The following is a 23,123-nucleotide window of genomic DNA, read 5'->3' on the forward strand; positions in this document are numbered from 1 at the left end:
GGTCGGGAGCGCCGCCGCCGCGCGCGCCTACGGCGCGTCCGACGCCGGCGCCGGCGGCCGCCCGGCGGCGGCGTTCCTGCGCCCGCGCCGGCGCTCGGCGAGGTTCTCCATCACGACGTAGAAGCCGGGCACGAAGGGAATGGCGATCAGCGTCGAGGCGAGCATGCCGCCGAAGACGACCGTGCCGAGGGCCTGCTGGCTGGCGGCGCCCGCCCCGGTCGCGGTCAGCAGCGGCACGACGCCGAGGATGAAGGCGATCGAGGTCATGACGATGGGCCGGAAGCGGCGGCGCGCGGCCTCGACCGCCGCGTCTGTCGCCGACATGCCGTCGGCGCGCAGCTGCTTGGCGAACTCGACGATGAGGATCGCGTTCTTCGCCGCCAGCGCGATCATCAGGACGACGCCGATCTGCGTGTACAGGTCGGCGGGAAAACCGCGGATGGCGAGCGCGGCGACGATCCCGACGAGGGCGATCGGCACCGACAGGATCACCACCGCAGGATCGGTCCAGCTTTCATACTGGCCGGCGAGGGTGAGGAAGACGAGGGTCAGCGACAGCGCGAAGATGAAGTAGGCCTGGTTGCCGAGCAGCCGCTCCTGGTAGGCGAGCCCGCTCCAGTCGTGGCCGACTCCCGGTGGCAGCTTGGCGACGGCGACGCGCTGCATGGCGTCGAGCGCCTGGCCGGAGCTGAAGCCGGGTGCCGCGCCGCCGACGATCGATGCCGATGGATAGAGGTTGTAGCGGGTGACCAGTTCCGGGCCGAGCGTGCGGCGAACGCCGAGGATGGCGCCGAGCGGCACCATCTGCCCGCTGCGGTTGGCGACGTGCAGGTCGGCGATGTCCTGCAACTGCCGGCGTTGCGCGGCCTCGCCCTGTACCCGCACCTGCAGGCTCTGATTGAACTTGTTGAACTGGTTCACATAGGTCGAGCCGAGATAGGTCTGCAGCGTCTGGAAGACGTCGTCGATGGTGACGCCCAGCGACTCGGCCATCGTCCGGTTGATGTCGAGATGGAGCTGCGGGCTGTCGACGCTGAACGTCGTCGTCACGCCGCGCAGCCCGGGCTGCTCGCGCGCGCTCGACAGGGTCTGCCGGACGACCTCCTGGAACGGACGCGGGCCCATGCCGCCGCGGTCTTCGAGCACCATCTCGAAGCCGCCCGCCTGCCCGAGCCCGGGGATCGGCGGCGGAATGAGCACGGCGAACTCGGCCTTGCGGATGGTGGCGAGCCGCTCGCGCAGATCGGCGATGAGCTTCGCCTGCGAGAAACCCGCTGGCCGCTGCGCCCAGTCGTCGTACATCACGTATTCGGTGACGACGTTGGCGAGCGTGGCCGAGTCGAGCGCGGAGTAGCCGCCGCTCGTCACCCAGCCCTTGATCCCTGGCATCGCGCCGAGCACGGCGTCGATGTCGGCGGCCAGCTCGCGGACGCGTGGCTGCGCGGCGCCGGGCGGAAGGCGGGCGACGATGATGCAGTAACCCTGGTCCTCGACCGGCAGGAAGGCGGTGGGATGGCGGGCGAAACTCGTTCCGGCGACGGCGACGATGGCCACGAACAGGCAGCCCATGCTGCGCGGATGAGCCGTCAGCCAGCGCACGACGCCGATGTAGCGCCTCTCGACGGCTTCGTAAACCCGGTTGAAGCCGCGGAAGAAGGCGTTCACCCGCCGCTCACCGGTGTCCGGCCTGAGGTAGAGCGCGCATTGCGCCGGGTTCAGCGTGAGCGCGATCAGCGCGCTGATGAGGGCGGTGGCGGCGATGACGAGGGCGAACTGGCGGAACATCTGGCCGGTGATCCCGGGCAGGAACGACGCCGGCAGGAACACCGCGGTGAGGACCAGGGTGATGCCCAGGATCGGGCCCGTCAGCTCGCGCATCGCCTTGATCGCCGCGTCCTTCGGCGTGAGGCCCTGCTCGATGTGGCGGGCGCTGTTCTCGACGATCACGATCGCATCGTCGACGACGATGCCGATGGCGAGAATGAGCGCGAAGAGGGTCATCAGGTTGACGGTGAAGCCGAGCGCGGCCATCGCCGCGAAGGCGCCGATGACCGTCACCGGCACCGTGACGACGGGCACCAGCATGGCGCGCGCGTTCTGCAGGAAGAGCATGATGACGACCAGCACCAGCACCCCGGCCTCGATCAGTGCCAAGTAGACGCCGTCGATCGAATCGCCGATGAACGCCGAGGTGTCGAGCAGCGCGGTGTACTCGAGGCCCGGCGGAAATTTCTCGCGCATCTGCGCCATCGATCGACGCACTTCCTCCGCCACCTTGAGGGCGTTCGCCCCGGGCAGCGTGTAGACGTTGATCTGTGCCGCTTTCCGGCCGCTGAGACCGGAGAAGGTGTTGAACGTCTGCTGGCTCAGCTCGATCCGGGCCAGGTCCTTGAGGCGAACGATCGCGGCCGTCTCGCCCGTTGGCGTCGCCTTCAGGAGTTGCGCGGCCTGGCTCGCCGGCGGCTTGCTCCGGACGACGATGTTCTCGAACTGCGCGACGTCCGACAGCCGCCCCAGCGTCAGGACGGTGAACTGGAAGATCTGGTCGGAGGGGACCGGAGCCGCACCGAGCTGCCCGCTGGCGACCTGCACGTTCTGGTTCTGGATCGCGTTCTGGACGTCGAGCACGGTCAGGCCATAGGACTGGAGCTTCGTTGGGTCGAGCCAGATGCGCATGCTGTACGGTCCGGCGCCCAGGATCTGCACCTGGCCGACACCGGGCAGGCGCGCCAGCGGGCTCTGCAGGTTGATCAGCGCGTAGTTGCTGAGGAAGGTCTCGTCGAAGCGGTCGTCCCGGGAATAGAGGCTGCCGATCAGCAGGACGTTGGTGCTCACCTTCTGCACGCTGACGCCCTGCGCCTGGACTTCCTGCGGCAGCTGCGCGAGCGCGCTGTTGACCGCGTTCTGCACCAGCGCGATCGAGGTGTTGAGGTTGGTGCCGACGTCGAAGGTGAGCGTGAGCGTGTAGCTGCCGTCGCTGCCGCTCGTCGATTGCATGGCGATCGAGTTCTCGACGCCGTTGACCGCCTGCTCGAGCGGAATGCCGACGGTGGTCGCGACCACCTCGGCGCTGGCGCCCGGGTAGGTGGTCGCGACCTGGATCGTTGGCGGGACGATCTGCGGATACTGGGCGACGGGCAGGGTGAACAGGCAGGCGAGCCCGAGCACGACGACGATGATCGCGATGACGTTGGCGAGGATCGGCCGTTCGATGAAGAATCGCGACACGCCGGCCTCCCGGTGCTTCAGCTGCCCGGTCTGGCGGGCGCCGCGCCTGCGCTGCCCGCCGCCGGGTGCGGGCTCACCGCGCGCCCGGGAACCGCCTGCAGCAGGCCTTCGACGATCACCAGGTCGTCGGCAGCGAGGCCTTCGCTGACGACGAGGCGGTCGCCGACCTGCAGCCCCAGCTTGACGCCGCGGCGTTCGACGATGTTCTGCGCATTGACGACGAGGACGTATTCGCCCTGCTGGTCGAAGCGGACGGCATCGCCGGGAACCAGCAGGGCCTCCTTCGCTTCCAGGGCGGACACCCGCAGCCGCGCGAAGAGGCCGGGCAGGATCCGCTGGTCGCGATTGGCGAAGACGCCGCGCACCTGCAGGGTGCCGGTCGTCGGCGCGATGCCGATGGCGGCGAAGTCGAGGTGCCCCTGGTGCGGATGGCCTTCTTCGGTGAGCAGGCCGAAGGTTGCGGGAACGAGTCCGCGGCCGATCGCGTCGCGCGGCAGCGTCTTCTGCCGTTCGATCAGCCGCAGGAGCTCGCGCTGGTCGATGGTGAAGTAGACGTGGATGGGGTCGATCTGTTCGATCTCGGCGAGCGACGTTGGCTGGCCGATGCCGCCGACGAGGTTGCCGGTGTCGACCAGGTGCCGGCCGATGCGCCCGGCGATCGGTGCCCTGACCAGCGTGTAGCCCAGGGTGAGCTGCGCGATTTCGACCTGTGCCTGCGCGGCGAGCAGCCTCGCCGCCGCCTGCTCCTTCTCCGTCCGCCAGTGGTCGACCTGCGTCTGCGTGGCGGCGTCCTGCCGGACGAGGTCGGTGTAGCGGCGCAGCTCGGTGGTTGCGTGCCAGAGCGCTGCCTTCTCCACCGCCACCTGTGCCTGCGCCTTCTTCAGCTGCGCCTGGTACTGCGCCTGCTGGATGGTGAACAGCAGATCGCCCTTCTTCACCTGCTGACCGTCGGTGAAGTGGATCTTCTCGAGATAGCCCTCGACGCGCGCCACCACGGTGACCTTCTGCGTCGCCGCGGTGTTGCCGGTAAAGTCGAGGTAGTTGGCGACGCTCTCGCTGACCGGCCGGGCCACGGTGACGGCCGGCGGCGGAGGGGCCGCGGTCTCCTGCGCATCCCGGCAGCCGGGCACCGACGCCACCGCCGCCGCGACGGCGAGCAGGTGCAGGAAAGCGCGGCAGCGGCGCGCGCGCGAAGCGATCATTTGCGCTCTCCCGTACACTCGGGCCGGCTCAGCGGATCACCACTCGGGCGGGCGGAGCAGGGGCCCGACGTCCGCGGGCCCCGGCAGGCCGGGCGCTTGCGGGCGCAACAGCTCCGGCGCCCCCCAATCGGTGCGCGCTGCCATCTCTTCCCGCGTCGCCAGCGGCACGAAATCGCGACCATCGCGCAACGCCCATCCGCCCCCGAGCGCGCGGTACGCCTTGATCAGGCCAAGCGGGATGTTGCCCTGCGCGAGGGCGAGGCTGTTCTGCGCCTTGTAGAGGTTTTCCTCGGCGTTCAGCACGACATTGAAGTCAGCGGTGCCCTCCTTGTATTGCAGGAGGGCGATCTGGAACGCGCCCGTCGCGGCGACGACGCTCGTCTGCAGCAAGGCCGCCTCGACGCGCGACTGGCTGAACTCGGTGATGCCGTTCTCCACCTCCTGCTGCGCCTTGAGCACGACGTTCCGGTAGTCGACGAGCAGCCCCTGCAGTTTGGCATCCTGGACGCGCACGTTGTTGGTGATCTGGCCGTAGTTGAGGATGCTCCACTGGATCGCGGGCCCGGCGGAGTAGCCGACACTGCCGGAGCCAAGGCTCGACTGGCCGACGTCGGAACTCAGCCTGCCGATGCTGCCAATGAGCGAGAAGGAGGGGAAGAGCGCGCCCTTGGCGAGGCCGATCTGCGCCGACTGCGCTGCCGCGTGGAGCTCCGCCTTGCGCACGTCGGGGCGGCGCCGCAGCAGGTCGGCGGGAATGCCGACGACCAGGCTCGCGGGCGCGACCGGGATCCCGGACGTTCCCGCCAGCAGGTCGTCGAGCGGCGCCGGTGGCATGCCGAGCAGCACGCTGAGCGCGTTCGTCGCTTTCCGTCGCTCGATGGTGAGCTGGGGGATCGTCGCTTCGGTGGCGCCGAGGACGTTCTCCGCCTGGTAGACGTCGCGCCTGGTCACGACGCCGCCGGCGAAGCGGGCACGCGCGATCGCCAGCGCCTTCTGCTGGCGCAGGATGTTCTCGCGGGCGATGTCGAGTTGCACGTCGATGGTGCGGATCCTGACGTAGGCGCTGGCGACGTCGCCGGTCAGGGTGACGAGCACGTCGTCGTAGGCGGCGACCGACGCGAGAAAGGCGCTGCTGGCCGACTCGATGCCGCGCCGCACCTTGCCCCACAGGTCGAGCTCCCAGCCGACCTGTGCGCCCAGCGTGAGCTGCCAGAAGGTGTTGTCAATGGGCGCATAGGGCACCGAGACCGGGATCCGGTTGTAGCTCGCCGTCGCGCTCAGTTGCTGCTGCTGCGGGTAGATTTCGCCGATCGCAACACCCAGCTGGGCGCGCGCCTCGAGGACGCGTACACCGGCGGACAGGAGGCTCAGGTTCCGCTCATAGGCGAGGTCGATCAGCTTCGACAGGACCGGATCGTCGAGCGACGACCACCAGTCGCGGTACTGCGCCCGGCCGGAGTCGATCGTCCCGCTGCCGGCATCCATCCAGTCGGTCGCGACCTCCACGGGCGGGCGCTTGAAGTCGGGACCGATCATGCATGCGGACGACAGCAGGGCGAACGTACAGGCAAGCCACACGCGCCGTGCTGGCCGGCAGTCGCCGCGCGAACGGGTGCGCCGAGGGCTGGCAACCGGTAAGGTCAGGAAACTCAGAGCGCCCGTCATGCTGCAACCAGGGACAAGGATAGGGAATCGAGCGACACCACCGGCAGTGTATGAGCTCCCGTGAAGCAGCGTCAATCCCGGAACGTGTTCGACTCCGATTTGGCGCTTCTCGACGGCCGAGTGGCGGCAGCGGTCGAATCCGGGTGGCGCCGGTACCGCTGCACTACCAGAAAGCTCGCGGGTAATGGAGCAGAATGTTGCGATCGGCCGTGAGCAGAGGTGCCTGGCCACGGGCGGCCTGAGCCACGATCAGCCGGTCGAAGGGATCGCGGGTCCATGTCTGGTCTACCGCTGCGCCCACGACCGAAGCGAACGGTCGCTTGCAGGTTTCGAGGTCGACTTCGCGGCGAAGGACGTCAAGGAGCGTGGCCGCGTTGCAGTTGATGCGACCGATCTCGTGCAGGTACGCAAGTTCCAGTTCAACGATGGGCGAGATCAGCAGCCGTTCTGCGGCATCGATGGCACGACCGCCGGCTGGCGTCAGGCGCCTGGCCCCATCCTGGTAGAGCCAGACGAGGACGTGGGTGTCGAGGTAGAGCGGCGACGGATCCGGCGTCGGCACTCGACTCACGGCAGCGGCTGCCAGGCGTCGTCCCACGAGAGATTCGCCAGATCCTCCGGATTGCCGCTGACCGTGCCCGGGTGAGGGGAGAGGCGGGCCAAGCGGCTGCCCGACGCGGCCAGAACCATGCGCACGGTTCCTCCGGGACGTTCGATCTCGACCGTCTCGCCACTGCTGACGACCTGGTCCAGGGTCTTGAACAGTTCGGCACGCAGGCGGGTGGCAGTCATGCGATGAGCCATGGCAGTCTTCCTCGAAGGCGATTGCGTACATGTTACGTCATCTGACGTACGCATTCAAACGCGGCGAGAACCAGGAGAAGAGCCCCCCTGCCGAGCCGGATGCTGGGCAGCCGCGCGCACGCGCCGACACCCACAAGCGAACGCCAGACTGGCACAATGGTGACTGGATCGGTCCGGAAGATGCCCATCGGCGCACCCGGGTCGTGTTGCTCTGCCCAGACCTGGAGAGTCACGATGGACCCATTGCAGGCGAGGCTGCAGGAAATCCTGCCCGGCGAGCACCCGGGCAGCGCCGAACGCGGCGCTTCGACCGTGGCGCCGGTTTGCGCCTGTCTCGAGGCATGGATGCCGACTGGCCGCGATCGCCTGCGCAGGAGCATCGCGAGCGACGCATGCATCTGACCGCCTTGCCGGCAATCGTCGAATGCCGCTTCGATCAGGGCCTGATCGCGCACAAGGTGGGAACCTGGCGCGCACCGCCTGCGGTCTCCCGGCGACAGTTGGCGGAACTGCGCGAGAACGCGGCGGCGGACGGCTATTCGGTCGTCCATGTCCGCTCCGCAGAGCCGATCGAAGACCTGGCGCCGTGCTTTCAGGGTTGCTTGCTGCAGTTTGAGGGCGACCGCGACGCTGCCTTGGCAGTCCTCGGCCGCTTTCCGCAGAAGTACCGGACCAGGGCCCTGGCCGAAGGTGACTGGCCGGCCATCGCCGCGCTCTATCGCCAGGCCTCACCGACGCGCTTCAGTCGCGACCCGGCCATCGGCCCGGCACGCGCGCTTCGGCACAAGCTCAAGTGTCTGCGTACCTACTGGCAGGACTTCCCCGGTTTCTTTCTGGTCGCGCTGGGATCACGCGACGAGGTCGTCAGCGTCCAGGGGTGCATGCCACGGGAAGGCTGCTTCGACCTCTACGAGTCTGTGGTGTCAGCCGATTCACGTACCGGCTTCGCCTTGGCGGCGATGTTGCGCGCCAACCTCGAACTCTGTCGTCAGCGCTTCCCGCTGCTGACCGGTATCGTCACCCGGATCTACAGTGACAATCCGGTCTCCATCCAGTATTACCGCAAGCTCGGGATGGTTCACACTGGCAGCGATTGGTTCTACCATCTCTGGCTCGAGCAGCGGAGGGCAACGGCGATGGACATTGAAAGCCTGAGGGAGACCGTGGCGCGCTTTCTCCACGATCAGTTTCTCGTCGATTTCGACGGCAACAAGGTCGACGGGGGAACCGATCTGTTCGCTGGCGGTTTCATCGACTCCTTCGGGTTCATGGAGCTGGTCTCCTTTCTCGAAACCGAGTTCGCTGTCGAGTACGCGGCGGAGGAACTGCTGCTCGGACAACTCAACAGCCTCGACGGGCTCGTCGCCTCGGTCGGCAGGAAGCTCGCCGAAGTCGCGCCCGGCGCCGCCCGCGAGCGCCCGCCCCAATCCTGAGGCTGGCATGCGCGAAGCTCGGCGGACCGCCCTGGTGTTTCCCGGGCAGGGCGCGCACGCCCTCGCGATGCTTGACGGACTGCGCGATTGCCCGCCTTTCGGCGAGCGCCATGCGTGCATCGTCGAACGGATCAAGCTCGACCCGCTGCGCCAGCCGGATGCGGCCGAGCTGATCAACACGAACCAGGTCAGCTCCCTGTATACCGTGCTCGCCAGCAGCCTGTCGCTCGATCTGTTGCGCGCGCAGGGCACTCGCCCGGCAGCACTGGCCGGATACAGCGTCGGGCAGTGGACGGCACTGTACGCTGCCGGCGTCGTTTCCTTCGAGCGATTGGTCGACATCGTCCACACCCGCGCCCTGTTCATGGACGACTGCTTCGCGGAGCGCCGCGGGGCGATGCTCGCGGTCATCGGCCTGTCGCTGCCAGCGGTGGAGCAGGTGTGCGAGGAGTTGCGCGCGGATGGCTGCTTCCTCGCCGTCAGCAACCACAACTGCGTTGGCCAGTACTCGCTGTCCGGCGAGCTGGCGGCGGTTGAACGGGCGATCCCCCGGCTTGCCGCCCTGCAACCGAAGAAAGTCCAGCGCCTGCCGGTGGCCGGTGCCTGGCATTGCGCCCTGCTCGACGAGGCCGAGCGCCGCTTTCTTGCCTTTCTCGAAGGACTGCCGCTCGGCAGGCCTTCGCTGCCCGTCTGCGACAACGTCAGCGGCGGCTTCCTGCCGGAAAACGACCAGGAGATGAAGCGGCAACTCGCCCGGCAGGTGGCGGCACCGGTGCAATGGGAAGCATGCATGCTGACGCTGCTCCGCGCAGGCTGCAACGAGTTCATCGAAACCGGGTTCGGCCAGGTGCTCACTTCGTTCGGCTTCTTCATCAACCGCAAGGTGCTGCATCGGTCGTTCCACGATCAGGGCAGCAGCGGCTGACGGCCATGTGCGGCATCGCTGGTTTCTTCGCCTGCGGGACCGATCCGGCGATGCACGAGCGGATCATCGGCGAGATGCTGTCGACCATCGTCCATCGCGGCCCGGACGAGATCGGCTACTACCTCGACGACCACGCGGCTCTTGGCTGCGTGCGTTTGGGCATCATCGATCTGGCGAACGGGTCGCAGCCGATGGGCGACGCCAGCCAGCGCTACTGGATTGCCTACAACGGCGAGGTTTACAACTACCTGGAGCTGCGTCGCGAACTGGCTGACCTGGGCTGCCGCTTCCGTACCGGCAGCGACACCGAAGTGGTCCAGCAGGCGTGGATCGAATGGGGATTCGCTGCCCTCGCCCGGCTCAACGGCGGCTACGCCTTCTGCATCTACGATGCCCTGGAGCGCAGCATCACGCTGGTCCGCGACCGCTTCGGCAAGCGCCCGCTGTTCTACGCGCAGCATCACGCTGGCTGGCTGTTCGCCTCTGAAATGAAAGCCTTTTCAGTCTTTCCGGGCTGGCGTTTCGCGTGGGATGCGGATGCGCTGCGCAGCGTCTTCGCCTGCTGGACGCCGCTGCCGGACGACGGCTGCTACCAGGGAGTCCGGCAGGTGCTGCCGGGCTGTTGCGTCCGCTTCTGCGACGGGCAGGTGACGCAGCAGAGATACTGGCGACCCGATCCGGCAGCGGCACCCTTCCCTGGCAGCCGGCAGGAGGCTGAGGAGACGATCCGCAGCCTGTTGGCCGACAGCGTTCGCCTGCGCCTGCGCAGCGACGTCGAGGTTGCCACCTATCTCAGCGGCGGCATCGACTCGGCAGCAGTGACCTGCCTGGCCCAGGAGCAGGCCGGGCAACGGATTCACAGTTTTTCGGTTTCCTTTGCCGACCCCGACTTCGATGAGTCCGCCCATCAGAGGAGTGTCAGCGAGGCCCTCGGAACCTCACATCATGTCCTGACGATCGAGCCGGGGGACATCGCGCGAAGCTTTCCCGCTGCGCTGCTGCAGGCCGAAATCCCAGTCTTCCGTACCGCCTTCGTGCCGCTGCACCTGCTCTCGGCCAAGGTGAGAGAGCACGGCATCAAGGTCGTGCTGACCGGGGAGGGCGCGGACGAGGCCTTCCTCGGCTACGACATCTTCAAGGAGGCGTGGCTGCTGCAGCATTGGGCGACGATGAGCGCCGAACAGCGAAGCGATTTCGTCGCCGCCATGTACCCCTACCTGAAACACTTCAGCAAGGCCAACGCCCGCTTGCTCGTACCGCTCTACGAGCGACAGGCGCAGCTGGCGGAGCATTGGTCGCTGTCGCACGCCACTCGTTTCGCCAATTCGGCGCTGGCTGGCCGTCTGCTGCAGGCCGGTAGTGGCGGTGAAGCGCGTCTGCAACGGCACCTTGCGGTACAGCACCCGGCATTCCTCGACTGGTCGTCGGTCCAGCGCGGACAGTTGATCGAGCTGGCCACGCTGCTGCCCGGCTACCTTTTGTCGACCCAGGGCGACCGTGCAAGGCTGGCGCACGGCGTCGAGAACCGCTGTCCGTTCCTCGACTACCGCTTGTTCGAGTTTGCCGCCTCGCTGCCGGTGGAGTTGCGTCTCGAGCACGGCCTGCGCGAGAAACAGATCCTGAAGAGTGCCTTTGCCGAGCACCTGCCGCCGGAAATCGCCGCGCGCCCGAAACAGCCCTATCGCGCGCCGGATGCGCCGGCCTTCCTCGGGCAGGCGGGCCAGGTCGACGAAGTCGACGCGGCTCTCCACCCCGCCGAACTGGCTACGATCGAGGTGCTCGACCTCGGCACCAGCCTGCGCTTCCTGGACATGATCCGCCGCAAGCCGCCAGACCGGCTCAGTCAGGCCGAGAACCAGGCTTTCGTCCTCCTTCTCTCCCTGAGCCTGCTCAACCGTTCCTTCGTCTGCCAGGGACACGATTTCCGACAGCCACGGTGGCACCTGCTGCCACGCACGATCCATGACCGGCGTTCGCTGAAGCCGTGGCCGGGCTGCTGAGCGCTATTGTTTCGTTGGTGCCCCCACTCGGAATCGAACCAAGACCTGATGATTACAAATCAACTGCACGACCTTCATGCTACGGGGGCTCAGGAAAGCTGCACCGCGATTATACCGGAGCCGCAAGCTGTCGCTGCATGCCGATGTCGCTTCCTGATCATGGAAAACGGCTGCACGACAGCCGATCCCGCTACCAGAACTTCCACCACCATTTCTTCTTCTTCATCGTCCGTTCGGTATCCTTGCTCCACTGCGCGTGTGCCGCCAGACCCACCTTGTGGAAGTGCGCTCCGAAACGCCGGTCGCTGTCGTTGATGTGCTGGATCAGCCAGTTGCGCAGGAAGTGAAGCAGCTCGAAACTGATTGCCGCGTTCTCCGTGTCCAGCTTGTGTTGCAACGCATCCACCTGCTGCATCAGATCCTGATGCTGCTGCTTGTGGATCTCGAGCCCGGGGTAATGCGTCAGCCGCATCAGGCTTTCTTCGAGCAGGAAGTGGGTGCGGGTATATTCGGCCAGACGGCCGAGGATCTCCCGCGATGTGGCCTTGCCGTGATGTTCGCGAATCGCCCGGTGCAGATCGTTGAGGAGGCCAACGAGAACCTTGTGCTGTTCGTCGACTTCCTGGATGTTGATACTGAACTCGTCGGACCACTGGATCAAGTCTGTCGCACCCATGCGCTGCCCCCGAAACGGATTGTCGTAGACATGCAAGCGTACGCGGACGCAAGCCTGTGGTCTTGACATCGATCAATCATTCGTCGCGCCACCACGTCACCGGGGTGCGGAGTGGACCGGCCGGAGTCGGCGGCCGGACAGCGCCAACCGGGCAAGCGGCGTCGACATCCGCCGTGCCGCCACAGCGGACGCTCCAGTGCGGGCAACTGCCGCCGCTTTCCCGGGGCGCCGACCGCTGCTAGAATGCGGCGACCGCTTCACTGCGTTAAATCATGGCGACCCCTTCCAACCCCTCGGAGATTGCACGCGAAGCGCTGCGTTTGCTGGCGGTTCGCCGGCTGCAACCGTCGCCCGACAACTACCGCGCGCTCTACCACGAGATTGCGGGCACACAGCCGGCAGACGCGCTGCCGCAGCGCGAGCTCAGGTCGCTCGCGGCTTCGTTGCCACAGGAGACACCGGCGCAGCAGCGGCTGGCACGACGCCTGGAGCAAGTGTTCACCGCGGGCAACTGGCAGCAACTGGGCACCGGCCTGTCCGACCTGGTACGGCAAATCGGCAAGGAGCAGGAGCTGCCGTGGAACGAGCTGTTCCGTGACCTCGTTCGGGAATGGGAGAACAAGCAGGCCGGGCTCACCGTGGCCCGCAAGCGCGAAGCCCTCGAACGCGTTCTGGCCGGTGGTTCGGGCAACGGCGAAGTGTTGTTCGGACGACTGCAGGGACTGGTGAAGTCATGGTCGGCAGCCGTCCCTGCGGGCGAGGACATCCCGCTGCTGGCACCCGACGCAGTCGCAGCCAGCGCCGGCGGGCCACAGTCTGCAGACGGCGGTGCTGCAACCGCTGCGGTCGATGGCAGCGAGCCATCGGGACCGCTGCGCGACCTCCTCGCCCACCTTCTGGAAGCGCTCATCGACTCGCAGCTCACCAACGAGCCGGAGCTGGCTGCCGATGCCCGCGCGCTGATCCACAGGGTGCGCACCGCCACTTCGCGCGGCGCGCTCGACGACCTGCTGGCCAGCAGCAAGCGCTTCACCTTTCGTCTCGAGTTGCTGGCCGAGGATCGGGACGAGTTGCGTGCCAGCCTGCTGAAGCTGCTGCAGCTGCTGATCGAGAACGTTGGCGAACTGGTCGTCGAGGACCACTGGCTGCGTGGACAGATCGACATCGTCCGTGACATCGTCGCCGGTCCGCTGAATGTCCGGTCGATCGAGGATGCCGAGATCCGGCTGAAGGAAGTCATCTTCAAGCAGAGCCAGCTCAAGCATAGCCTCAACGAGGCACGGGAGAACCTGAAGCAGATGCTGGCGGGGTTTGTTGACCACCTGGCGGAATTTGCCGATTCGACTTCGGACTACCACGACAAGATCGAGGTCTGCGCGACAAGGATCAGCCAGGCCGAAGACATCACCCAGCTCGAACAGGTGCTCGCCGAAGTGATCCGCGAGACCAGGATCATCCAGTTGAACGCGCAGCGCTCACGCGATGATCTGCGCGCCGCCCGGCAGCGGGTTGGTGAAACCGAGCGGCGGATCGCCGAGCTGCAGCAGGAACTCGAACGGGCAAGCACCCTGGTGCGGCATGACCAGCTCACCGGTGCACTCAACCGGCGCGGGCTCGAGGAAGCTTTCGAGAAGGAAGTGGGGCGGGCGCAAAGGCGTCAGTCGGCGCTCTGCGTGGCGCTGCTCGACATCGACAACTTCAAGAGACTCAACGATTCGCTGGGCCACGACGCCGGCGATGCGGCGCTGATCCACTTGGCGACCGTGATTCGCGAAACAATGCGGCCACAGGATACGGTGGCCCGTTTCGGTGGTGAGGAGTTCATCATCCTGTTGCCCGAGACGCCGGTGGAGGACGCGCAGACGGCGGTCGTCCGCCTGCAGCGCGAGCTGACGCGGCGCATCTTCCTGCACAACAACGATCGCCAGTTGATCACCTTCAGCGCTGGTGTCACCGATGTGCGGCCAGGCGACACCCAGGCGTCGGTGACGAAACGGGCTGACGAGGCCATGTACGCAGCCAAGCAGGCAGGGAAGAACCGGGTCCTGATCGGCTGAGCGCCAGCGGCGAAAGCGGCGTGCGCGGGCTCAGCGGCCGCGCGCCGCGACGAGCGAGCTGCTCGCGAGCTGCCGCAGAACCTCTCCGGCAGCCAGCAAACCAAAGGAAGCGGTGACGCAGACTGCCGAGCCGAAACCCGCGCAGCCCAGGCCGCTCGCGGTCTGCGGCACGGCGCAGTCGGGGTTGCGCGGCGGCGGGCGCAGGGGCTCGCTGGAGAAGACCGCGGGCACACCGAACTTCGTCTTCGCTTCGCGCGGAAAGCCATGTTCGCGGCGCAGCAGCGAGCGCACCCTGGCGAGCAGTGGATCCTGGATCGTGCGAGCGAGGTCGGCCACCTCGATGCGGGTGGCGTCGATCTGACCGCCGGCGCCACCGGTGGTGATCAACGGCAAGCCGCGACGCTTCGCCCAAGCGATCATCGCCGCCTTGGTCCGCACCTGGTCGGTGGCGTCGATGACATGCCGCACGCCGCCGGCGAGCATCGTTTCGACGTTGTCCGGGGTCACGAAGTCCTCGACCTCGTGCACCGTGCATTGCGGGTTGATGGCGCGGATGCGCTCGGCCATCGCGCTGACCTTGGCCTTGCCGAATTCGCCGTCGAGGGCGTGTATCTGCCGGTTGACGTTCGATTCGGCGATCATGTCGAGATCGATCAGGGTGATCCGGCCAACCGCCGAACGGGCAAGCGCCTCGGCTGCCCACGAACCGACACCACCGATGCCAACGACGGCGACATGGGCGTCCTGGAAGGATCGCAGGGCATCGGCCCCGTAGACGCGAGCTACCCCGCCGAAACGGCGCGCCGGATCGCAGGTCTCCGCACTCACAGGTCGTCGAGCAGGCGGCGCACCACCTGGTTGAACGGGATGATCCGCTTCGATGCGGCCGGCAGGCAGTCACGTAGCGCCGTGATGAAATCCTGCCGTCCGTCGGGGTCGACCCGGAGCCAGTCCTCGATTTGCTGTGCGTCCATGCTGGAGCCCTGCGGCACGCCTTGGCGCAGAGTGTGTGCCAAAGCCATCGGTGTGGCTGGCCAGCATTGGCCCAGAAATTTCCAGACTGAGCCGTGCACCAAGGCGCCGTCCTTTACCTCACGACAGACGTCTTGCCAGTGACGCTAGCTGTTGCCATTGTCGAGAAAGCTGCGCAACTTGTCCGAGCGGGACGGGTGCCGAAGCTTCCTGAGAGCCTTGGCCTCGATCTGCCGGATGCGCTCGCGAGTCACGTCGAACTGCTTGCCCACTTCCTCGAGCGTGTGGTCGGTGTTCATTTCGATACCGAAGCGCATCCGCAGCACCTTGGCTTCACGCGGCGTCAAGGTATCGAGCACGTCCTTGGTGATGAAGCGCAGGCTGGAATAAAGTGCTGCTTCGGTCGGCGCGAGAGTGGCCTGATCCTCGATGAAGTCGCCAAGGTGCGAGTCGTCATCGTCGCCGATCGGCGTCTCCATCGAGATCGGCTCCTTGCTGATCTTCAGGATCTTGCGGATCTTCTCTTCCGGCATCTCCATTTTCTTTGCCAGCGTCGCCGGATCGGCTTCCATTCCGGTTTCCTGCAGGATCTGCCGGGAAATGCGGTTCATCTTGTTGATCGTCTCGATCATGTGCACCGGAATGCGTATGGTGCGAGCCTGGTCGGCGATTGAACGCGTGATCGCCTGCCGAATCCACCACGTGGCATAGGTGGAAAACTTGTACCCGCGCCGGTACTCGAACTTGTCCACCGCCTTCATCAGGCCAATGTTGCCCTCCTGGATCAGATCCAGGAACTGCAGGCCGCGGTTGGTGTACTTCTTGGCGATCGAAATCACCAGCCGCAGGTTGGCCTCGGTCATCTCGCGCTTGGCACGGCGGGCCTTGGCCTCACCGGTTGACATCTGCTTGTTGATGTCCTTCAGTTCGCGCAGCGGAATTCCGATACGCTCCTGCAGGGCGAGCAGTTTGCGCTGCTCCTCCTTGATGTTGGGCGCATTGCGCGAGAGAACCGCGGCGTAGGTCTTGCTGGCGGCGGCGATTTCAGCATCGACCCAGTCGATGTTCAGCTCGTTGCCGGGGAAGACCTTGATGAAGTGCAGGCGCGGCATGCGTACGGTGTCGACACAGATGCGCTGGATCTTGCGCTCGCAGGCGCGCGCTTCCTCCACCATGGCGCGCACCGAATCGCAAAGCCGCTCGATGGTCTTCGAGGTAAAGCGAATTCCCATCATCTCTTCCGAGATCTGCTGTTGCAGCTTGAGGTAGGTCCTGTCCTGCGATCCGCGCCGGGGCAGGATCACCTGCGCCTTGAGGTAGTGCGCGCGGATCAACTCCAGCCTCTCCAGACCCTCGGTCTTGAGCTTGAGGAGTGAGGCCGCGGCAGCGGCACCCTCGATTGCTTCCGCGCTCTCCTCATCCTCCTCGTCTTCCACGGCGACCGCCTCCGCCAGCTCTTCGAGCGACTCGTCGGCCTCTGGATCGATCAGGCCGTCGATCAGTTCATCGATGCGCATTTCGTCGCGGCCGATCCGGTCGGCACAACTGATCAGCTCCGCGATGGTCGTCGGGCAGGCGGAGATGGCCTGGATCATGTGCTTGAGGCCATCCTCGATGCGCTTGGCAATCTCGATCTCGCCTTCGCGGGTCAGCAACTCGACTGATCCCATCTCGCGCATGTACATGCGTACCGGGTCGGTCGTGCGACCAAACTCGGAGTCGACGGTTGACAACGCCTGTTCCGCCTGCTCCTCGACATCCGCATCGTCTGCGGCTGCAGCCGGCGTGGCGTCGGACATCAGCAGCGTTTCGGCATCGGGCGCCTCGTCATAGACCTGGATACCCATGTCATTGAAGGTGCTGATGATGCTCTCGATCTGCTCGGCATCGACCACGTCATCGGGGAGATGATCGTTGATCTCGGCGTACGTCAGAAAGCCACGCTCCTTGCCGAGCTTGATCAGCGTCTTCAGACGCGTCTTCCGGGTTTCATCATCCACCGGTGCCGGCTGTGCTCCCGCCTGCGCCAGGAGATCTGCCGTCGCCTTGGCCTTAGCCGCCTTCGTCGTTACCGCCTTTTCCCTAACCATGACCAATTCCCGAATAGCTGGACTGGAAAAACTCTACAGTTTATCACATGCTAGCCATCACCGTTGCCGCGGACAGCAATGGATTGCAGGTATCGTTGCTTTTCCTCACTCGACAACCCGCTCACGCCAAGCTTTTGCACCTTCTCCTGCAGCAGCTGAAAGGTGCGCCGGTGACTGCCTTCGCGGAGTTTGCTGAGCGCACCGGCGAACTCGGCGTCGATCTCATCTTCGGCAAAGGGCTGTTGCATTAGTTCAGCAGCTGCCGCCCGGAGAACGTCCTCACATCCGCTGCCCTGAAGGCGCCCGAGCAATGCCGAATAGGGGAGGTCTCCGCCAGGGGCCGAGCGGATGCTTGCGCACAGCATGCGTACGGCGCTGGCCTCCGCAGAGCCCTCAGGCAGAAGATCCTCGGGCAACTCGGACGCCAGCCGGGGCTTCTGCAGCAGCAGGCGCAGCAGTGGTCGCAACAGCGACGGCGCCTGCCGTCGTGCGCGTCCAGGAGCCGATTGAACCGCCGGACGCAGGTCGCAGAGATGCTCGACCTCGGCCTGGGAGAAAGCACTCAGCTCGGCCAGGCGCTTCACCAGTTGCAGGCGCAGCATGCTGGACTGCAAACGAAGGAGAAGGGGTTTTGCCTCGGCGATCAACTTGACTCGACCTTCCGCACTGGCCAGATCGCAGTGTCCGGCGAGTTCGCGCAGGAAAAACTCCGACAGCGGGGTTGCCTGGGTCATCAGCGCGCGAAACGCTTCAGGGCCGCGCTGTCGAACCAGACTGTCGGGATCCTCGCCCTCAGGCAGGAAGGCAAAGGCGATGCTCTTGGGCTCGGCCAGCACCTCGAGGCTGCTCTCGAGAGCGCGCCAGGCGGCTTTCCGCCCGGCAGCATCGCCATCGAAGCAGAAGACGATACGATCGGCCTGGCGCAGCAGCTTCTGCACCTGCGCCACCGAGGTGGCCGTGCCCAGGGTCGCGACCGCATTCTCCACGCCATGCTGGGCGAGCGCCACGACATCCAGATAGCCTTCGACGACGATCACCGTCCCCGCCTGGCGGATGGCGACGCGCGCCTGCGGCAAGCCGAAGAGCTCGCGGCCTTTTTCAAACAGCGGAGTTTCCGGCGAATTCAGGTACTTCGGTTCTCCCTGGCCGAGCACCCGACCACCGAAGGCGATCACCTCGCCCTTCTGGTTGCAGATCGGAAAGATCACGCGATCGCGGAAGCGGTCGTACAGGCGACCGCGCTCATCCTTGATCACCAGCCCGGCCAACTGCAGGTCGGCATCGGCATGGTCGGCGAAGACCCGGGCGAGGTTCTGGCGCCCTTCCGCTGCATAGCCGATTCCGAAGCGACGCGCGATCTCGCCGCTGACGCCCCGCTCCTTGAGATAACCGATCGCCCGCTCGCAACCCCTGAGCTGCTCGCAGTAGAACTTCGCCGCACGCCCCATCAGTTCGGCCAGAATCTGTACCTGCGGAGCGCGGCCACCGCCTGCCGCACGCCCATCGGGAAGCTCCATGGCGGCGCGGCCGGCAAGCTCGCGAACCGCATCCACGAAGCCAAGGCCAGAATACTCGATCAGGAAGCCAATCGCGTTGCCGTGCGCCCCGCAACCAAAACAGTGGTAGAACTGCTTGCTCGGGCTGACGGTGAACGACGGGGATTTTTCGTGGTGAAACGGGCAGCATGCCACGTAGTTGGCACCCGCCTTCTTGAGCGGGACAAGCTCGTCAATCAGGTCAACCAGGTCAACCCGGTAGAGCAACTCCTGAATGAACGACTCCGGAATCAAGTTCCCACCCCCATGCTCCGGCGACCACCGCGCGCCGGCCCAAGAGCCGGTCCCCGCCGGCGATCGCCGACCATCGGGCGGCAAGAGCCGGGCTCGCGGAAAAGCACTCGATCCAGGTGAAGCATCGCCCAGGGCACACCGCTGGCGAAGTTGCCGTAGCGGTACGACCAACAGATCTGGCGATGCGCAGTGGTCACCCGAATGACATCAATCGTGCCGAGCCCCCTGTTCGTCGTGCCAAGACCCCGGTGCGTACTGGCGGAACGCCGACGCAGCCGATCGGGCATCCACCCCGCCACAAGCGCAAACTGCCGCCCGTCGCAAGAGGGGCGGCGCTCTGCGCGACAAGAGTGGGATCAGTAAAGCTTGGGCGGCAGGGTCTGGCTGCGCATGCGCTTGTGATGACGCTTGACCGCTGCTGCAAGCTTGCGCTTGCGCTCGGCCGTGGGCTTCTCGTAGAACTCACGAGCGCGCAATTCGGTCAGGAGACCGGTTTTCTCAACGGTACGCTTGAAACGACGGATCGCAACCTCGAACGGTTCATTTTCCTTGACGCGAATGGCTGGCATCGACTCTTCCCAAGTTCAAAAATTCTGGACGACAACGAAGGCCGCCATTATAAGCACACTCCCATCGAAGTTCCAAGCAAAGCCAAAGCCCGGCACCCCTGACACATGGCCCTGCCGAATCGGAGCCGATCGCCGCCGCCCCGTTGCAGACACGCGACCGAGACATGACGAAGTGGTCGCCCCGCGCGGCATTCGAGTCGAGGACAAAGGCATGCGCACGGCCGACAGTCCTGATGCCTGTCGATGGGAACCCCCTGCCATGCCCCAGTGCTCGAACCAGTCCGCACGATCCCGGTGCACCGCGTGTGCCAGGACCTGACTGCCCAGATGCAACACGCGGCAAGTTCAGAAAGTGGCTATCGCTGGACACCCGCGGCGGGTCTTGGCGGCTGACGGGAGCCGTCCGGCCGTCGATCCGGACCAATCGTGCGACATGCGGCCAACCGCCTGCTAACCGTACGTTGCTCGCCCTGCGCCACCACCATGCATCGGGCCTCTTCCTCAACTCGCCAGCGGCGCGAAGAGGGCCGAGATGTCTTCGCTGCCGAACTTGGCTTCGACGCCATGATCGGCCGACAGAATGCGGGCCGCAAGTTCGGCCTTGCCCTCCTGCAAGGCGAGGATCTTCTCTTCGATGCTGCCGGCAACGATCAACTTGTATACGAAGACCGGCTTGTCCTGACCGAGCCGATGCGCCCGATCGGTCGCCTGATTCTCGGCCGCAGGGTTCCACCAGGGATCGAAGTGGATCACCGTATCCGCAGCCGTCAGATTCAAGCCAACGCCGCCGGCACGCAGGCTGATCAGGAAGATGGGCACCTCACCCGACTGGAAGCGACGAACCTGCTCCTCGCGATCACCCGTATCACCGCAGAGCAGGGCGTAGTCGAGGGCGAGGAGGCGCAGTTCCCTGGCAATCAGTGACAGCATGCTGGTGAACTGCGAGAACAGCAGGATCTTCCTGCCCTCCTCAACCAGCTCCGGCAACATCGTCATCAGGAGAGCCAGCTTGGCTCGTTCCTTGAGCTTCTGCGCCGACTTGGACTTGAGCAGCCGCGGGTCGCAACAGACCTGCCGCAACTTCAGCAGAGCATCGAGAATGACGATCTGGCTGCGATTGAATCCCTTGCTGGCGATTTCCTGGCGTACCTTGGCGTCCATTGCGACACGGACGGTCTCATAGAGATCGCGCTGACCACCAGCCAACTCCACCCTGCGTACGATGATCGTCTTTGGCGGCAGCTCGCGCGCCACTTCCTCCTTCTTGCGGCGGAGGATGAACGGACGCACACGCCGTGCCAGCAGCTCGCGTCGCCTGACGTCCCCCTGCTTCTCGATCGGCGTCCGCCAGTACTTGGCAAAAGTCTGGTTGCTGCCGAGAAAGCCTGGCAGGAGAAAGTCAAACTGGCTCCAGAGTTCGCCCAGGTGGTTCTCGAGCGGCGTTCCGGTGAGGCAGAGACGGTGCCGCGCTTCGATCCGACGCACCACTTCAGCACCCTGACTGCGTGCATTCTTCACGGTCTGCGCCTCGTCGAGAATGAGCAGGTGGTAGGCGTACCGGGTCAGATCGTTGACGTCCCGCCACAGCAACGGGTAGGTGGTCAACACGACATCATGGGTCGGGATGTCCGCGAAGCGGCTCTTGCGTTCTGGTCCATGCAAGGACAGGAGCGACAGCCCGGGGGCGAAGCGTGCGGCCTCGTTGGTCCAGTTGAAGATCAGGGAGGTGGGCAGGACGATAAGCGCCGGCCGGTCGAGCCGCCCCGACTCCTTTTCCAACAACAGGTGTGCCAGTGTCTGCGCCGTCTTGCCCAGACCCATGTCGTCGGCGAGAATTCCAGCAAGATTCTGTTCGCGCAGGAACTGCAGCCACGCCAGCCCCTCGGTCTGGTAGTGGCGCAGTTCCAGACCAAGCCCACGTGGTGGCACGATATGGCTGATGCCCTGCGCCGCACTCAACTGCTCGGCAAGTGCCAGCACGTCCTTCTGGCCCCTGAACCGCCAACGCGTGCTGTCATTGAGTTCGCTCAGGCGCGGCGCATCGAAACGGGAAAGGCGCAGGCTGGTGCCGCCAGTGAACCCCTCGAAGAGATCGATCAGGGTCGCCGCCAACGGTTTCAGACGCCACGCCGGGACGCGAATTCTCAGGCCGGCAGTCGTCACCAGTTCGACCATTTCGCCGTCAGCGACCTGCTCCAGCAGAGCAGCGTCGAGCCAACGCCCGTCACGCCGGAAGAGACCGGCCAGAAGGGGCGCAAGTGGCAGACGCTCGCCTTCCACAACGATCCCCATGTCGAGTTCAAACCAGCCCGTCCCGGACTCAGTCAGATCGGCATCCCAAGCCTCCACCTCGAGCAGACGATGGCGAAACTCCATGGCGAAGTCGATCTGCCAGCCACGGCTGCGCAGTTGCCCCAGGTGCTCTCGCATGAACAGCGGCCAGTTGCTCTCCTGCGCCAGGCCGTATGCATTGTCTGGCGGTCTACCGAAAGTGTGCAGCACGTAGCCCGGAATCTTTTCCAGATCGACCTTCGCCAGTTCAGACATCAACTCCTCTTCGCGCGCACGCTGGCGCTCGATGCGAACCATCTCACCGTTCGCCAGGATGGTGAAGTCACGCCGGTCTTCGGGAATCACCTCGACATCCTCGTAGCGAAACGTTGCCAAGGCGACATCGAAGGGTCCACCGCCGTAGACAGTGGAGTAGTCCCGCCAGGCACGATTCCCATGTGTCTGGAGGGTCCGCAGACGCAGCACGGCGACCGGCTCGGCAACGATGCAACGGCTATCGACACTCGCCGCCTGCTCCGGGTCCCGGGGCAGATCGATGGCGGGCTCGGCGAGGGCCTCGCCGACGAGTGCTGCCGCGGTAGGCGACAAGGGGGGCAGCGAGAACAGGCGAGCGACGACGGCCGGATTGCCGCCAACCTGCAGGGGACCGACCAGACGCCGGTCGAGATCGACGAACCACGGCTGCGGCAGCGGGATCACCAGACCACCTGCCGGCTCTGTCAGCAGCGTCGCCAACTGCCGCCCCTCGCCGGCCTGCCGCCAGCCCAGGGCCGCCGGACGCGGCGCCGCGAGGGTGAGGAAGGAGTGATCGTCCCCACGACACAGGCGGCCGGTCTTCGCCATGAGCTGCAGCGCTTCGCCGCCGTGTCGCGGCCCGAGTCCGAAGGCATGCAGGCCCGTGTCAACAGCGCGTTCAGCCCACAGCAGTCGCAGGATCGGGCGATCCTCGTCGCTCACGAAGCGAAGGGCTTTCGCGAGCGCACGATCGATGGTCCACAACTCGGTGGCACCCTCGGGCTCGCGACCCTTGTGAACAGTGACCCCGAAGCCCGTCAGATCAGCCGTCCAATGCAGCAGGTAGAACAGTTGCTGACGGCCCGCAGCAGGACCGCGGTCCTTCTTGCTCACGGCCAACGCCACCCGGCGCAACTCCTCGGTCCACGACAGCGCACCGACGTCACCCTTGCTGACCGGCAGAGATCGTTCGACCGGCTTATCCACGCGGCAGCCCCGACGGCCCGGCGACACATGCCTCGCGCCAGACGGTACGACCTGAGGAGCAAGCGATCGCAGGCTCGCTCAAGCTCCTGACCAGCGGCCAGGCGGGCGGCTGATTGCCCGTGTCGCGCAACGCGAAGCGGCGCATTGGCGGCAACCGCGAGACGGAAGCCAGCGTCGGGCAGCACGCTCCGGCAAGGGC

17 protein-coding genes and 1 tRNA gene are annotated in these 23,123 nt (G+C 65.7%); 5 read left to right on the forward strand and 13 right to left on the reverse strand.

Annotated features, from left to right (window positions below; all coding sequences use genetic code 11):
- Positions 1 to 27: 27 nt before the first annotated feature.
- From V5B60_RS03655 to V5B60_RS03675, 5 genes are all read right to left on the reverse strand, one after another.
- Positions 28 to 3,228 (reverse strand): efflux RND transporter permease subunit, encoded by a 3,201-nt coding sequence (locus tag V5B60_RS03655; RefSeq protein ID WP_332345673.1) that lies wholly within the window; start codon positions 3,226 to 3,228, stop codon positions 28 to 30.
- A gap of 17 nt (positions 3,229 to 3,245) precedes the next feature.
- Positions 3,246 to 4,430 carry an efflux RND transporter periplasmic adaptor subunit gene (locus tag V5B60_RS03660; RefSeq protein ID WP_332345674.1) on the reverse strand — a complete coding sequence of 395 codons (1,185 nt, stop codon included), beginning with the start codon at positions 4,428 to 4,430 and terminating at the stop codon, positions 3,246 to 3,248.
- Positions 4,431 to 4,466: 36 nt separating this feature from the next.
- Entirely contained in the window at positions 4,467 to 6,095 is a 1,629-nt protein-coding gene (locus tag V5B60_RS03665; protein WP_434735302.1) for an efflux transporter outer membrane subunit, read from the reverse strand.
- Between the two features lie 163 nt (positions 6,096 to 6,258).
- The gene (locus V5B60_RS03670) at positions 6,259 to 6,666 is read right to left on the reverse strand and encodes a type II toxin-antitoxin system VapC family toxin (protein ID WP_332345676.1); all 408 of its coding nucleotides are present in this window, start codon (positions 6,664 to 6,666) and stop codon (positions 6,259 to 6,261) included.
- Complete coding sequence (locus V5B60_RS03675) at positions 6,663 to 6,899, reverse strand: type II toxin-antitoxin system Phd/YefM family antitoxin (protein WP_295354192.1); 237 nt, start codon at positions 6,897 to 6,899, stop codon at positions 6,663 to 6,665. The genes V5B60_RS03670 and V5B60_RS03675 overlap by 4 nt, the downstream gene beginning before the upstream one ends.
- Before the next feature lie 234 nt (positions 6,900 to 7,133).
- Between V5B60_RS03675 and V5B60_RS03680 the strand changes: the two genes are divergently transcribed.
- From V5B60_RS03680 to asnB, 4 genes are read left to right on the forward strand one after another with little or no spacing between them, the layout of a single operon-like run.
- Entirely contained in the window at positions 7,134 to 7,301 is a 168-nt protein-coding gene (locus tag V5B60_RS03680) for a hypothetical protein (RefSeq protein WP_295354193.1), read from the forward strand.
- The gene (locus V5B60_RS03685) at positions 7,292 to 8,332 is read left to right on the forward strand and encodes a hypothetical protein (RefSeq protein WP_332345677.1); all 1,041 of its coding nucleotides are present in this window, start codon (positions 7,292 to 7,294) and stop codon (positions 8,330 to 8,332) included. The genes V5B60_RS03680 and V5B60_RS03685 overlap by 10 nt, the downstream gene beginning before the upstream one ends.
- Positions 8,333 to 8,339: 7 nt before the next feature.
- Positions 8,340 to 9,257, forward strand: a complete 918-nt coding sequence (locus tag V5B60_RS03690) for an ACP S-malonyltransferase (protein WP_332345678.1) — start codon at positions 8,340 to 8,342, stop codon at positions 9,255 to 9,257.
- A 5-nt stretch (positions 9,258 to 9,262) separates the two neighbouring features.
- Complete coding sequence (gene asnB / locus V5B60_RS03695; RefSeq protein ID WP_332345680.1) at positions 9,263 to 11,257, forward strand: asparagine synthase (glutamine-hydrolyzing); 1,995 nt, start codon at positions 9,263 to 9,265, stop codon at positions 11,255 to 11,257.
- A 15-nt stretch (positions 11,258 to 11,272) separates the two neighbouring features.
- Here asnB and V5B60_RS03700 read toward each other — a convergent pair.
- Both V5B60_RS03700 and V5B60_RS03705 read right to left on the reverse strand, forming a co-directional pair.
- Positions 11,273 to 11,346 (reverse strand) — tRNA-Thr (locus V5B60_RS03700).
- A gap of 101 nt (positions 11,347 to 11,447) precedes the next feature.
- The gene (locus V5B60_RS03705; RefSeq protein ID WP_295354277.1) at positions 11,448 to 11,933 is read right to left on the reverse strand and encodes a bacteriohemerythrin; all 486 of its coding nucleotides are present in this window, start codon (positions 11,931 to 11,933) and stop codon (positions 11,448 to 11,450) included.
- Positions 11,934 to 12,205: 272 nt separating this feature from the next.
- Between V5B60_RS03705 and V5B60_RS03710 the strand changes: the two genes are divergently transcribed.
- Positions 12,206 to 13,990 (forward strand): GGDEF domain-containing protein, encoded by a 1,785-nt coding sequence (locus V5B60_RS03710; RefSeq protein ID WP_332345681.1) that lies wholly within the window; start codon positions 12,206 to 12,208, stop codon positions 13,988 to 13,990.
- A 30-nt stretch (positions 13,991 to 14,020) separates the two neighbouring features.
- On the opposite strand, the gene tcdA is transcribed toward V5B60_RS03710, so the two are convergent.
- The 6 genes from tcdA to V5B60_RS03740 all read right to left on the reverse strand — a co-directional run bounded on the left by tcdA (position 14,021) and on the right by V5B60_RS03740 (position 22,924).
- Positions 14,021 to 14,872: a tRNA cyclic N6-threonylcarbamoyladenosine(37) synthase TcdA gene (gene tcdA, locus V5B60_RS03715; RefSeq protein WP_434735359.1), complete on the reverse strand. Its 852-nt coding sequence runs from the start codon at positions 14,870 to 14,872 to the stop codon at positions 14,021 to 14,023.
- Positions 14,815 to 14,964 carry a hypothetical protein gene (locus V5B60_RS03720; RefSeq protein WP_332345683.1) on the reverse strand — a complete coding sequence of 50 codons (150 nt, stop codon included), beginning with the start codon at positions 14,962 to 14,964 and terminating at the stop codon, positions 14,815 to 14,817. Before V5B60_RS03720 ends, tcdA begins: the two co-directional genes overlap by 58 nt.
- 144 nt (positions 14,965 to 15,108) lie before the next feature.
- The gene (rpoD, locus tag V5B60_RS03725) at positions 15,109 to 17,052 is read right to left on the reverse strand and encodes an RNA polymerase sigma factor RpoD (RefSeq protein WP_332345684.1); all 1,944 of its coding nucleotides are present in this window, start codon (positions 17,050 to 17,052) and stop codon (positions 15,109 to 15,111) included.
- 50 nt (positions 17,053 to 17,102) lie between these two features.
- Positions 17,103 to 18,842, reverse strand: coding sequence for a DNA primase (gene dnaG / locus V5B60_RS03730; protein ID WP_332345685.1), 1,740 nt, complete (start codon positions 18,840 to 18,842; stop codon positions 17,103 to 17,105).
- A gap of 356 nt (positions 18,843 to 19,198) precedes the next feature.
- Positions 19,199 to 19,411, reverse strand: coding sequence for a 30S ribosomal protein S21 (gene rpsU / locus V5B60_RS03735; RefSeq protein ID WP_012807257.1), 213 nt, complete (start codon positions 19,409 to 19,411; stop codon positions 19,199 to 19,201).
- A gap of 501 nt (positions 19,412 to 19,912) precedes the next feature.
- On the reverse strand, positions 19,913 to 22,924 hold the full coding sequence (locus V5B60_RS03740) for a DEAD/DEAH box helicase (RefSeq protein ID WP_332345686.1): 3,012 nt from the start codon (positions 22,922 to 22,924) through the stop codon (positions 19,913 to 19,915).
- Between the last annotated feature and the right edge of the window lie 199 nt (positions 22,925 to 23,123).

It is taken from the genome of Accumulibacter sp. (assembly GCF_036625195.1).
Classification (GTDB): Bacteria; Pseudomonadota; Gammaproteobacteria; order Burkholderiales; family Rhodocyclaceae; genus Accumulibacter.

What these genes read in the sequence shown, in the direction of transcription:
- V5B60_RS03660 (WP_332345674.1), bottom strand. Translation starts at nt 4,430, where the DNA reads ATGATCGCTTCGCGCGCGCGCCGCTGCCGCGCTTTCCTGCACCTGCTC.
- V5B60_RS03665 (WP_434735302.1), bottom strand. Translation starts at nt 6,095, where the DNA reads ATGACGGGCGCTCTGAGTTTCCTGACCTTACCGGTTGCCAGCCCTCGG.
- V5B60_RS03675 (WP_295354192.1), bottom strand. Translation starts at nt 6,899, where the DNA reads ATGGCTCATCGCATGACTGCCACCCGCCTGCGTGCCGAACTGTTCAAG.
- V5B60_RS03680 (WP_295354193.1), top strand. Translation starts at nt 7,134, where the DNA reads ATGGACCCATTGCAGGCGAGGCTGCAGGAAATCCTGCCCGGCGAGCAC.
- V5B60_RS03685 (WP_332345677.1), top strand. Translation starts at nt 7,292, where the DNA reads ATGCATCTGACCGCCTTGCCGGCAATCGTCGAATGCCGCTTCGATCAG.
- V5B60_RS03690 (WP_332345678.1), top strand. Translation starts at nt 8,340, where the DNA reads ATGCGCGAAGCTCGGCGGACCGCCCTGGTGTTTCCCGGGCAGGGCGCG.
- asnB (WP_332345680.1), top strand. Translation starts at nt 9,263, where the DNA reads ATGTGCGGCATCGCTGGTTTCTTCGCCTGCGGGACCGATCCGGCGATG.
- V5B60_RS03705 (WP_295354277.1), bottom strand. Translation starts at nt 11,933, where the DNA reads ATGGGTGCGACAGACTTGATCCAGTGGTCCGACGAGTTCAGTATCAAC.
- V5B60_RS03710 (WP_332345681.1), top strand. Translation starts at nt 12,206, where the DNA reads ATGGCGACCCCTTCCAACCCCTCGGAGATTGCACGCGAAGCGCTGCGT.
- V5B60_RS03720 (WP_332345683.1), bottom strand. Translation starts at nt 14,964, where the DNA reads ATGGACGCACAGCAAATCGAGGACTGGCTCCGGGTCGACCCCGACGGA.
- rpoD (WP_332345684.1), bottom strand. Translation starts at nt 17,052, where the DNA reads ATGGTTAGGGAAAAGGCGGTAACGACGAAGGCGGCTAAGGCCAAGGCG.
- rpsU (WP_012807257.1), bottom strand. Translation starts at nt 19,411, where the DNA reads ATGCCAGCCATTCGCGTCAAGGAAAATGAACCGTTCGAGGTTGCGATC.